The sequence below is a fragment of the Endozoicomonas euniceicola genome (genome assembly GCF_025562755.1).
GTDB classification, from domain to species: domain Bacteria; phylum Pseudomonadota; class Gammaproteobacteria; order Pseudomonadales; family Endozoicomonadaceae; genus Endozoicomonas_A; species Endozoicomonas_A euniceicola.
Genome location: NZ_CP103300.1, coordinates 311,830 through 324,250 on the forward strand (window position 1 = coordinate 311,830; position 12,421 = coordinate 324,250).

The 12,421-nt window shown below is 48.3% G+C and carries 11 protein-coding genes; 5 read left to right on the forward strand and 6 right to left on the reverse strand.

Going from position 1 to position 12,421, the window contains the following annotated elements:
• Nucleotides 1-71: 71 nt before the first annotated feature.
• The 5 genes from NX720_RS01240 to NX720_RS01260 all read left to right on the forward strand — a co-directional run bounded on the left by NX720_RS01240 (nt 72) and on the right by NX720_RS01260 (nt 5,943).
• On the forward strand, nt 72-281 hold the full coding sequence (locus NX720_RS01240) for a hypothetical protein (RefSeq protein WP_262598876.1): 210 nt from the start codon (nt 72-74) through the stop codon (nt 279-281).
• Between the two features lie 58 nt (nt 282-339).
• Nucleotides 340-1,179 carry a crotonase/enoyl-CoA hydratase family protein gene (locus NX720_RS01245; RefSeq protein WP_262598877.1) on the forward strand — a complete coding sequence of 280 codons (840 nt, stop codon included), beginning with the start codon at nt 340-342 and terminating at the stop codon, nt 1,177-1,179.
• 202 nt (nt 1,180-1,381) lie between these two features.
• Entirely contained in the window at nt 1,382-3,820 is a 2,439-nt protein-coding gene (gene recQ / locus NX720_RS01250) for a DNA helicase RecQ (RefSeq protein ID WP_262598878.1), read from the forward strand.
• 209 nt (nt 3,821-4,029) lie between these two features.
• The gene (locus NX720_RS01255; RefSeq protein WP_262598879.1) at nt 4,030-4,824 is read left to right on the forward strand and encodes a hypothetical protein; all 795 of its coding nucleotides are present in this window, start codon (nt 4,030-4,032) and stop codon (nt 4,822-4,824) included.
• A 129-nt stretch (nt 4,825-4,953) separates the two neighbouring features.
• Entirely contained in the window at nt 4,954-5,943 is a 990-nt protein-coding gene (locus NX720_RS01260; RefSeq protein ID WP_262598880.1) for a hydrolase, read from the forward strand.
• Between the two features lie 141 nt (nt 5,944-6,084).
• Here NX720_RS01260 and NX720_RS01265 read toward each other — a convergent pair whose 3' ends face one another.
• The 6 genes from NX720_RS01265 to NX720_RS01290 form a co-directional block, all read right to left on the reverse strand.
• Nucleotides 6,085-7,503 (reverse strand): hypothetical protein, encoded by a 1,419-nt coding sequence (locus tag NX720_RS01265; RefSeq protein ID WP_262598881.1) that lies wholly within the window; start codon nt 7,501-7,503, stop codon nt 6,085-6,087.
• Nucleotides 7,504-7,730: 227 nt separating this feature from the next.
• Nucleotides 7,731-8,972 carry a molybdopterin molybdotransferase MoeA gene (gene moeA / locus NX720_RS01270; protein WP_262598882.1) on the reverse strand — a complete coding sequence of 414 codons (1,242 nt, stop codon included), beginning with the start codon at nt 8,970-8,972 and terminating at the stop codon, nt 7,731-7,733.
• A 202-nt stretch (nt 8,973-9,174) separates the two neighbouring features.
• Entirely contained in the window at nt 9,175-9,891 is a 717-nt protein-coding gene (locus NX720_RS01275; RefSeq protein WP_262598883.1) for a class I SAM-dependent methyltransferase, read from the reverse strand.
• 121 nt (nt 9,892-10,012) lie between these two features.
• Nucleotides 10,013-10,222 (reverse strand): hypothetical protein, encoded by a 210-nt coding sequence (locus tag NX720_RS01280; protein ID WP_262598884.1) that lies wholly within the window; start codon nt 10,220-10,222, stop codon nt 10,013-10,015.
• An 81-nt stretch (nt 10,223-10,303) separates the two neighbouring features.
• On the reverse strand, nt 10,304-11,458 hold the full coding sequence (locus NX720_RS01285) for a Na/Pi symporter (protein ID WP_262598885.1): 1,155 nt from the start codon (nt 11,456-11,458) through the stop codon (nt 10,304-10,306).
• A gap of 354 nt (nt 11,459-11,812) precedes the next feature.
• The gene (locus NX720_RS01290; protein ID WP_262598887.1) at nt 11,813-12,394 is read right to left on the reverse strand and encodes a GNAT family N-acetyltransferase; all 582 of its coding nucleotides are present in this window, start codon (nt 12,392-12,394) and stop codon (nt 11,813-11,815) included.
• Nucleotides 12,395-12,421 lie beyond the last annotated feature (27 nt).

Genomic DNA, 12,421 nt, shown 5'->3' on the forward strand with positions numbered 1-12,421 from the left:
CACCCAGGCTGTTGAGTGTCTGCCTCAAAAAATACGCACATGCAACAAATGAGAAACCCTACCCGAAGATCATGAGCTGGTTTGCCACCATGGATCGTTTAGCAGAAATTGTTGAAGCCATTCATAACACAGAAAGCCAGTCCGGAATCGACTATCAGGAACAGAAAAGCGCTCTGGATATACGAAACCTGTCGTTAGGGACACTGAAAGAAGCCGTGACCTACCCCATCCACAAAACGACTTTAGCTGCGAAGACTACCAGCGGGCTGTTTCATTATTGACACCGTATCCGCAGCTTCTTATTGTTGACGGCGGAAATAAGAAGAAGCGAATAATGAAATGGCCTACAAAAGCTTACTCGTCACGATTGAAGCCGGTATCGCATCCATAGAGCTGAACCGTCCTGACAAACGCAATGCCATGAACCCTGATTTCTGGCGTGAATTCCCCGACGCGCTGCGTACCATCGATTCAGCAGCCAGCGCCCGCGTGGTTGTCATCTCAGGCACAGGCTCCACGTTCTGTGCCGGCATGGATCTGGAAGTATTCATGAACCCACCCGCAAAACTGGTGTCCGGCGACGAAGGTCGACGTAAAGAAAACCTGAGACGGATGGTCATGCAGCTGCAGGATTGTTTTTCCGTTCTGGAAGCCATCAGAATGCCCGTCCTGACCGCAGTGCATGGCGGCTGCATTGGTGCAGGTATTAACCTGATCAGTGCGGCAGACTGCCGCTACGCAACAGAAGACGCTTATTTCTCGGTTAAGGAAACAAAGCTGGGGATGACGGCCGATCTCGGGGTTCTGCAACGCCTGCCCAAAGTTATACCCGAAGGGCTGGCAAGAGAAATGGCTTACACAGGACGAAACCTCCCGGCAGCAGAAGCGTTACGCAGCGGTCTGGTAAACGCTGTTTACGCAGACAAAACCAGTATGATGCAGCAGGTTATGGAGATTGCACGACAAATTGCCAGTCACTCACCGCTAGCCGTTTCCGGCAGTAAAGAAATGATGAACTTTGCCAGGGATCATTCGGTTGCTGATGGACTAAAGTATATGGCCACCTGGCAAAGCGGCATGTTCCAGCCTGCGGAAATGGCTATTGCCCTTCAGGCAATGGTCACAAAAACCGAGCCAGAGTTTGATGAGCTGTGGCCGGTAGCACCGCCTCTGCAGTAATCGAAATCGCCTCTGTTTCGCAAAACCCGGTTAATTAAAGGCGGCAACGGCAACGCCCTGCCGCAGTTTATCCCTTACCAATAGGGGGATACACTTTATTCAACAACCTGCTCTACCTTTCGGGCTGCGGGTAAACACAGACAGAAAGAGAAGCTATATTTACTTTTCCTGTCGGGTAGCGAAACCAGAGATTGATTTGAACATGTCAGAAAAAGCTTTACAGATTCTTAACTCGGTATTTGGCTACAGTGAGTTTCGATCTCATCAACAAGCCATTATCCAGAACATTCTCAACCGTAACGACACCCTTGCCATCATGCCTACCGGTGGCGGAAAGTCCATCTGTTATCAGGTTCCGGCGCTGATTTTTCCGGGGCTGACGCTGGTTATCTCTCCCCTGATCTCACTGATGGAAGACCAGGTCAATCAACTTCTGGCTCTTGGTATTCCTGCCGCTCTATTAAACAGCACAATCAGTAGTGCTGAGTACCACAATACCCTGGGCAAGGTTCACAGTGGCGGTATAAAACTGCTGTATATGGCTCCGGAAACCCTGATGCTGAACCGGACACAACATCTCCTTAATGCCGTGCAGGTGGATTGCCTGACCATTGATGAGGCTCACTGTATTTCTGAATGGGGTCACGACTTCCGCCCGGAATACCGGCAGCTAGCTGCAGTGCGTCGAAGTCTGCCCCAGACAGTTTGTATAGCGCTAACCGCCACGGCAACACCAAGAGTTCAGCAGGATATTAAAACCATTCTGCAGATGACGGACTCCAATGAATTCATCGCCAGCTTCAATCGAACCAATCTCTTTTTAGAGGTGACCGAAAAGAAAAAACCATTGGCACAGACCCTGGCACTGATTGAAAAATACCAGGGTCAGTCCGGTATTATTTACTGCAACTCCCGAAAACAGGTGGATAAGTTAACGAAGGTTCTGGCTGATAATGGCTGTTCCGTAGCACCCTACCATGCCGGGCTATCTACCGGGGAGAGAACGTATAATCAGTCCGCCTTTATCCGTGACGATGTGCAGATTATTGTTGCCACTGTCGCCTTTGGTATGGGTATTAATAAATCCAATGTGCGATTTGTGGTGCACTTTGATATGCCACAAAACATTGAAAGCTATTATCAGCAGATTGGTCGGGCCGGACGGGACGGACTGCCCGCCTACTGTCATTTCCTGTTTGGTTATGGAGATATCCAGAAAGTAAAGTTTTTCATTAACCAGAAATCCGAATCGGAACAACGGATCGCCAATCAACACCTGAATGCACTTGTGGGGTTTGCAGAGTCTGAAGAGTGTCGACGCGGACCCCTTCTGCATTACTTTGGTGAGAGTTATAGTCGGGAAAATTGTGCGCTGTGTGACAACTGTCTTTCTGAACCCTCCCCATTAACCAATGTCACTGTACCTGCCCAGAAGCTGCTCTCTTGTATCTATCGCACCGGACAGCTGTTTGGCGCCTCCTATTTGATTGATGTACTGCGAGGGTCGAAGTCAAAAAAGATCATTGAGCGACAACATGACCAGATTTCCACCTATGGTATAGGCGCAGAACTGACGAAGCCACAATGGTTGCAGCTGTCCCGAAAATTAATTCAGGAGAACCTGGTTATTCAGGACCCAGAGTTTGGCAGTTTAAAATTAGCCGACAGTGCTCGCTCAATACTCAGGGGGGATCGCCAGATTGAGATTCGCCTGACTGAGAGGCCAGAATTTTCGGGTAAAGAATCCGCCAACAAGCAGGCAGATCTGGATTACAACCACAATCTGTTTGAGATTCTCCGTACCTGTCGGAAGACATTAGCAGATCAGGAAAATGTGCCACCTTACATTATTTTTTCGGATAAAACGCTGATTGAAATGGCAGTCTACTTCCCGCATTCCAGAGAAAGCCTGTTGCAAATCAGTGGTGTCGGCAGTGTAAAACTTGATCATTACGGTGATGCATTCCTGCATGAAATCACTGAGTTCTGCCGGGAGCAACAGATTCCTGAAAACCCTAAGAGGCATCACCAGTCTGCTTCCGTCACTTCCGGCAGCAGAGAAGGAGAGCCAGCCGGACGACACGTAGAAATCGGAAAGATGTTTTCCAGAATTCAATGCCTCGCAACCTTACAGAATGAGTTCAATATTAAGCTGAGTACTCTTCTCAGCCACCTTTATAAATACCAGACAGAAGTCGCCAGCTTGCCGGTGACTAATACCCTGCTTGAACATTCTGCGCTTTCACCGGATTTGCAAGCAAGCGTCATGGAATCAATTCACAGGCTCGGGGTGAATCGCTTACGCCCTCTGTTTGAGGACCTGCAGGAACAGGTGAGCTACAATGAGCTGCATCTTTTAAGGCTTCATTACCTGATTCACAATGAACCCCGGCAACATGCAGCGGCAGAAAGCTTTAAGCACTCCGGAACCCATAAGTCGGCATCAGAAACTGTTGATCTCACACTCGCAGAGCAAAAACTCCTGAATATGCTGATATCAAAACAAGACAGCACCGGCTATATCGATACACAGCATTTCTCACCCAGTGAGAGGGGGCTATACTGCACACGCATGTTAACATCCCTGGTCTGTAAGGGGTTGGTATCTAAAGGTAAAGGTTGGTGCAGAACTCATCTTTAATGAAACGGTTCAGATTTAAATGCGCGACTGTAGTCCTGCTTTTCTTATGCATTATTCCCCAACCGGGAATTGCTGAAATATGCACCAGCAAAGACAGAGAGTATGCAAAATTCTCGGATAACTATTATGACCCGGAAGAGGCCTACCATTTTGGAAAAATCATTCAGGCACTGGTTAAGAAAAAAGACCTGGAAGGTATTTTCTCTTACGTGGATGGTGAACTGAACAATGGCCCACGACGAAGCTTCGCTTATAGCAAGGGGTTTGACGGCACTTTCCCGGCGGAATGGATTCAATCAGTCAGCACGGATACACCTCCCTGCTCTCCGGTCGGCTGGCGCGGATTCATGCTGGGCAGTGGCTTGATCTGGTACAATATTGTTGACGACAAGTGGCGAATAATATCCATCAACGGTGCTGTTGAAGAAAAAAATCCCACTCCGGCAGGATGGTCTGTTGAAGGTAAGCTGGCTCACCCTCAATGTTTATTTTTTACCCGGGTTACAGGTAACTACATCGCTGAATTTGCGAGAGCATTCAAGATCAAGGATATAGATGTTTTTTTTGAGCATCCGGGAAAATTCTTTGGCAAGCAGATCCGCGACTATAAGCCAATACGTCCAAGTTGGTGCTGTAATAAAAAATGCGAGCTGATTTCAATGGTTAAGCCAATAAAACAGTGCATACCAGATAGTTACCAGCATGAGCGGTCATCCCACGGCATTTCCACCAAAACAACTGACGAGTATGGCACAATCCTTGAAGAAGCCTATACGCTTCTGAAGAAAGTCAGCCCTGAGAAATGCTCCGAATTAGCTCCCCATATCGGCAGCCCCTGTACCGAAAGCTACCTTTTAAAAGCAGGCGATTATTCCGGTGGTACCATGGGGTGGGATATGTCGACAGGCATATATGGGTTATTTGACTTGCCTGAGCTTGGCCCCAGTATTGTTCCACTACGGTTCTTCGAAAATGATAATGAAGGATTGCAGTTTTTAGAATAGCTTTATTCAGCAGATCACTCTGACTGCCCCCCTCACCTGGTGCCTTAAAAGTTCCTTAAAAGCCAGAGGTCTTAAAGCGAAAATGCTGAATGTTTTAACCGCCGGAAAATCACTAATGGAGTGGCTACTATGCTATCGTTCACCCCCTGCCCCGGCCTGACAGGTCCACACCTGCAAACGATATGGTCGCCTCTGTTCCGCAAAGCCCGGTTACTTAAACGACAGCGGGAGCGTTTCACGACAGACGACAATGACTTTATTCATCTCGACTGGTACGGCCCGGAACAGTCTGACAACTTGGTGGTATTACTACACGGCTTGACCGGCAGTTCCGAATCGAAATACATCACAGGGCTGCAAGCCAGTCTTGACCAACAGGGCGTGCAATCGGTCTGTATCAATTTCAGGGGGTGCAGTGGTGAGCCTAACTCACTGCCCCGGGGTTATCATTCGGGCGACAGCCAGGAGCTGAGAGGGGTTCTGGGACGTCTTCAACAAGAGTACCCGAACAAACAGCTGATGGCTGTCGGCTATTCTCTGGGCGGCAATGTTCTGCTGAAATACCAGGGAGAAGAGGGAAGCAACAGTTTACTGACTGCCGCAGTCGCCGTATCGGTGCCTTTTCGTCTGGATCATTGCGCCCGGCAAATGAATCAGGGAGCCAGCCGCATGTACCGTAATCGTTTTCTCAGCCATATGCACCAGCAGATGCAGGACAAACTGCTGTTTTTCCAACAGCAGGGCTGGAGCGACCGGGCCAGAGAGCTGCAACAGCTCACCTCTTATGGTTACCTGAAAACCTTTGAAGCCTTCGACCATTACGTTACCGCCGCCCTGCATGGTTTTCGCAGTGGTAACGACTACTATCGCAAAGCCAGCAGTCGCTTCTATCTGGAAGGCATTGCCAGCCCGACCCTGATTATCCATTCCAGTGACGACCCCTTTATGACACCCGACTGTGTGCCGCAGCCGGAGGAACTGACCGACAGCACGCAGTTAGAACTCACTCATCGAGGCGGCCACGTAGGTTTTATAGGCGGACGTCCAAACCATCTGAACTACTGGCTGGAGCAGCGCATTCCGCAATTTCTGGCAGAACACAAACGGTCGGCCCATTGACCTGAGACCTGAGACCTGAAACTAACATAGTCGTTCCCGTGAAGACGGGAACCCACCGCGAAAAGTGATTCCCCCCACCAGCCCAGAGGTTATAAAAAAATAAATACCCAATGAGATCACGCAGAACTCCGGAGTAAAGTATTACTCTTCGGAATACGCCCGGTCACTGAATAAAAACTTCCTCATTTCTTCAAAGAGAAAGACAAAACTATGCATAGTTTCATGCACTGGTATATTGTCAGTTACAAACTTGGCTAGTGAAGCAGTCCACGGAATGATCAATAAATACCCGCCTGTATAAGCCAGTTTTATCAGATATCCAGAATCAGGGTGAGGATAGGGTAATCGTTTGGCAATCCCTGACCCTGCGAGTGCGGCGATTATCAGGGCAGCGGTTTCCGCTGAAGCTGTAGCAGTGGCAGTGGATAAGACCCGGTCTGATTCAGTATCTCCGGCACCTGCAAATCTGGCAAATAACAGGGTACCAATTGCAGTGCCGAGAATGGCTCCGGTGCCAATTCCTGATTGTGTATGGGCTACTTCTTTTCCCACAAAAGCGCCCAGGATGGCTCCAATAACAGTTCCTACCCCGAAGATGTTTGCACTTTTTGCCCAACTATCACCCAGGAGGCCAGTTTCTTCGCCTAACAAAGCGGCGTTGAGACTGGTAAAAGCAGCACTTGTTATCATATGCAGAGGTGCCACGAGAGCAAGAGCTGCGTACTTATCAGCTTCGTACTTATCATAAGCAGGCTGGTATACATTCGTGGAAAATCGTAATAAAAATGCTATATCTGCAACAATAATGAATGCAGCATTAGCTATGATTCTGGTAAAAACATAGAATGAGCTACCGGTTTCTTTTTTTCCTTTCGTAATCTCAAAATCTATTATTGTTAAGGAAATTAAGATAAACGCTACAGGGCCTTCCTGCATCCTATTCGGTATTTTCGGGTCGGGCTGATACCATAAAAGAACGTTCACAGGACCACAGCCCGTCAATATTCCGGTAAACACCATATACATTTTAATGAATTTGCCCTTTATTTCGGCTAATTTTCCTCCGGACTTTGAAACAGGCGGTTCTGAGAAACGAGTAATATCGTTTAATAGTTCCTTTACCACCGGATAAGCAATCATTGTTATTGTGCTGCTACCTGGCACCTCCATAGGTTTGATAGTGCTTGAACCCATTGATACCAATGCTGCCGAAAGTGTATTTACATAATCCCGGGGTAAGTGAGGTTCCCGGGAGTCTGAATAATGCCCAGCCCAGGGAGCCGCCACGGTAATCAGGAAAGGGACTGATCCCAGTGCCAGCTGCTGGCAAATAACAGCCTTTGAATCCGATGGGTACTCACTGACAAGGTTGCAAATAATTTCCATCACTTTTGAAGTGGCTGTACCGGTCAGCAGGATAACAAGACTGTCCCGGGTTAAAGAGTTAACCGCCAACGTATTGTTGCTTGCTGTCCCGGCAGGCAGAGGCAGGCTCGCTCCATTTGTTCTAGCCAGCGAAAACATTAGTACCAGAACCAGCGTCAGATATTTTATTTGCATAATTCATAGATCACTTTGATGATTCTGTTTATTAATATTCAGCCAGTTCATTTATAGTCGTCATTCACTATCTGCACACATAAATTTATTAAGCCGACTATTCGTAATGTCTGGCAGAACACCAACAGTCATCCCATCGACCTGATACCGATGTCATCCGCACTAGAAGCGTATTCAATAACCGTGCAGCTGCCGCCACCTCTGCAGGGGAGACTGCGCTGAGTGTATTAATTCATCAGAAAATGATTAAACAACTGAACCGTTACCTGCTCACCCTCAGCCACATCGCCCCGCTGTTCAGGCAGAACGATATAACAGTTCGCCAGACTCATGGAACGCATCACTCCGGAACCCTGACTGCCTGTCGTCACCACTTCCATCTGCCCTGCCGCGCTGGTTGACAGAATACCGCGCTGAAACTCTCTGCGCCCTGGCCTTTTCTTCAACGGGGTTTTACACACAGCCTGAATGGTTTGCAACGCCACAGGCCGGGCACCCATCAAGTGCAGAAGAGCGGGCATTGCTAACAGTTGAAACGTCATCGTGGCGGAAACCGGATTGCCGGGCAAACCAATAAACCAGCTATCAAGCAGCCGTCCAAAGGCAAAAGGCTTGCCGGGCTTGATGGCCAGTTTCCAAAACGACATTGTGCCCATTTCCTGCAGAATATCCTTAACGAAATCCGCATCACCCACAGAAACACCCCCCGAAGTCATGACGACATCCGCCTGCTGATCTGCATCAGCAAAAGCTTGACGCAGCGCTTCCGGGTCATCAGCAATCAGCCCAAGATCAATAACCTCTGCACCCAAGCGCTTTAGCATGGCTGTTAATGCAAAACGATTGCTGTCGTAAATATCACCGGCCCCCAGTGATTGCCCCGGCAATTTCAGTTCATCACCCGTGGAAAACAACGCAACTTTAATACGACGAAAGACGCTTACCTTAGGAATACCCAGCGAAGCCAGCAATCCCAGGTCCTGCGCCCTGACTTTATGGCCCGCTGTAAACACCTCACAACCTTCTGGAATATCTTCACCTGCCAGGCGGACATGACGACCAATCGCTTCGGGCTTGTTCAGAAACTGAACACCGTCATCTGTTACATTTACCTGTTCCTGCATAATCACAGTGTCTGCGCTATCCGGTACGCTGGCACCGGTCATAATGCGGATACACTGTCCGGCAGGCAGCTCACCAGCAAAAGGGTGGCCTGCCAGTGACTGCCCGGCCAGTGGCAGCGTATCGGTACGCTCCAGGTCTTTCAGCCGCAGGGCATAACCGTCCATGGCTGAGTTATTGTGGGAAGGCACATTGACGGGGGAAATAACGTTTTCAGCCAGCACCCGGTCCAGAGCATCGTTCAGAGCAACCTGTTCAACCTCGGTTACCGGGGTTATTTCCTGCCGGAGTTTTTCCAGTCCCTGCTCCAGAGGCATCAGTCCAGGGGTTGAACAGCAATCAGTCATGGGGTAATTCCTTTAAAAAATATGGCAGAAACGATCAACAACGCTAACAACACTCGAACAATAGGGTAAGCATTTTTTCACAAAGTCGCCTTTCTATATAGCAATCGCCTTTACAGATCGTCAGGATAGCTCTTTCGTAAACGACGGTTTTTGGCTTTTGGCTTTTGGCTGTTCGGACAGCGGACAGCGATACGTTCTAAGTTTAAGTTCTGGTTGCGCTGATACCGATAAAAACAGGGTTTTCCTCAAGCTCAATCCAGTCATCAACAGGCATCTGATGACTGCGATTATCTACGGGGAAATACCAGCGAACACCTGAAAAACCCGCTTCTAACAGGGCTGAATGGCATGTGCTGCGAGTCCAGTAATGGTTAACTGCCTCCTGCTGTCCGGGAAAAAATATCGTATAAGCGTCGCCCTCAGACAGTTCTCCCTGATAAGCCGCATAACAACCACTGGGGTTTCTTCTTCCTGAAGGGTAATGGCCAAGCATTCCCATGATACCCAACATCTGACCTCCCACTGCAAGATGTTGGAATATTACACGACAAAAGTCATTCAGTTTTTGGGGTGAAGAGGCGCAGTTAAACAAATAGGCGTGAAACACAAGATCATAAGGAATGGCACTGCCGTAGTCTTCGGCTGCCAGGGTGTGATAAGTCACCGGCATTATTTCTGGTGTGTGGCTGATAGCGGAAGCTATCATTGCCTGGGAGGAGTCGACACCTGTCACTTTCCTTGCGCCAAGTCGACAGAACATCCGGCTGTAATTCCCTGCTCCACAGGCAAGATCCAGAACCCGCTTATCTTCAATCGGTTCCAGCCAGCTTACTATCGAGTAACGCTCCATATCCGTCCGAAACGGGTGATGGTCTTTATCCTGAGCATAAGCTTCTGCAAAAACGTTTGTGTTGAACATGCCATGACACCCTGTGAATCCGCTCTGCAAAGGATAGACAAAGAAAATATCAGGGTACAAAAAAGGCAGCTCTCCGCTGCCTCTTAATAACGACTATTTGTATGCTCAGGGCTGTTTCCGCTCAGGGCTGTTTGCCAAAGAGCTTCATCAGATTTTTAAACAGTGATGGCTTCTCCATCAACTGATCCAACTCTTCTTCAATCACCTGATGCTGCTGACCTTCTCGCAGAGTTCGCAACTCTTTCTTCAGACGTGCCAGATGCGCTTCAGTCGCCTTGATTTCCTGCTTCAGCTTTTTTCTCTGCTTTTTGTACTGTTTCAAATCACTCATGGGGTATTCCCAACGTCTTATGACGTTTTTGACAACGCAGGCAGGAAACCCTGCCTGCCTGATAAGGAGGACAGTCGTCAATCAGCTGGTCAGCAGAATCAACAAGCCCGGAACGATAAAGAAAACACCAAACACATAACCAAAGACCACGGATTTACGACGGCTGGCGATTTGTGCAAAGCGACGGGCAGCATGATAAGGGATACCACGGAGCGTTGGCACACCATAAATCAGCAATACACCGGCAACATTAAACAACAGATGAACCAGCGCAATTTGCAGACCCGCAGCCGCCATAGAACCACTCAGGGAAAACGCAGCCAGCAGGGCAGTAATACAGGTTCCAATATTTGCGCCCAGGGTGAATGGATAGATATCCTTCAACCGGAACACACCACTCCCCACCAGAGGAATCACCAGACTGGTGGTGGTTGAAGAAGACTGAACCAGGAAAGTAATCAGGCCGCCAGAAGCAATACTACCAGCAGAGCCACTACCAATGGCTTTGTGCATCAGGTCTTTGGCACGACCCACCATCTGCTGCTTGAGAATTTTACCCAGCAGGCTAATGGACATAAACGTCAGCGCCAGACCAATCAGGGCCAGTACCACGCCGCCGGTCATGCCCGGCAGCACACTCTCAGTAACACAGGCAATAGATTTGGTTACCGGTTTAATCAATGGCTTGATAAAGTCGAAGCCACCCAGGTTCGTGCCGGTACCACCGTAGAACATGCTCGCCAGCCAGGCTGAAGATTTCTGCAGAAAACCGGTAGCCAGTTCCAGGGGCAGGAAGATAAAAACGGCAAACAGGTTAAAGAAACCGTGCGCCGTGGCCGCCGAGAAGGAGCGACGAAACACATTCCGCTTGCCCATACTGCCCAGACTCACCAGAGTCGAGGTCATGGTGGTGCCAATATTGATACCCATAATCATCGGTATAGCGGTGCTGACCGGCAGGCCGGCAGCCACCAACCCCACGGTAATAGAGGTCACGGTGCTGGAAGACTGCACCATCGCGGTTGCCATGGTGCCCACAATCAGTCCCATAAACGGGTTGGTTGCAAATTCAAACAGTGCAGCCGCACCGTCTGCGCCACCGGCAGCCCACTTGAAGCCATCGCCAATCAGACCCACGGCCACCAGCAGGGTGTATACCAGCAGCAGTACCGCCACCCAGGGCAGGAAAGAAGTCGTTACAGCTTTGTTCTCGACATAAGCAGTCGTTGCTTGCATAGAAATCCCGGATTTCTCACGTTAACGTCTCCCGTCAGGATCGACCTGAGTTGGCCCTGAGGGTACTTTCACATTGCAAAGGTCAGGTTTGACGATTTAATGACAATGTAATCAGTTCGAAAACCGTACTTTAGGGATATAAGAAATTGCTGCAAGTGTGGAATTTTACATAACGACGTGGCGACACACTTATGGTTATAAGCAGCAATACCTGTATTTAAACCAATAACTGATCGAAATATCGGTTCAAAATCATGAACCTGATTAACAATGCAAGCGCATAATAATAAGTGTGTTGAATACAGGGTTGTGCAAGCAAAAACCACCAACAGATTATACTGACGAGGCTTATTTTTAAATCATATTCTTAAAAATAAACGTACGTTTTAGTTTTCTCATAAGAAGGTCTGACGCAATATCTACAGGCCCTCTCCAAAATAAATAATTTCGGGCTTCTTTGATTTCTTTCTCGAACAACACCTTCGAATTCCGATCTTTATCAGCGTATAGAAATTGCCTCTCCGCCACTTCTTCCGGTGCCGGGTGAAAACCAAACTGAATATAGAATCCTAAAGACCTGAATACCGGAAACATTAAATACAGGTGCATTCCGCCATTTAACCTGACTTCACGGGTTGCGAGGTACATCAACAATACGCCCAGTGAAATATTCCTATATGATGACAAAACCAGTATATTTTTTATTGCATAATATTTATAACGTTCTGAGTCTGCCGGTTTTATATTTAAGAGAGACGTGATATTGCAAGTTAACTTAACACTGCCAGCTTCTGGCTTGTAGTTACCAATTATTTCCTTATGAAGAGTCAATGTCAGGTAATCCCTGTCAAGCTCCCTTTTCAAAATAAAAAAATTACCTGATGGAATGTGATAAAACCTGGTGTTCTCAGCAAACTCAATACAATCAAATGGCATAACACAGCCTCGCTAACATTCATTATG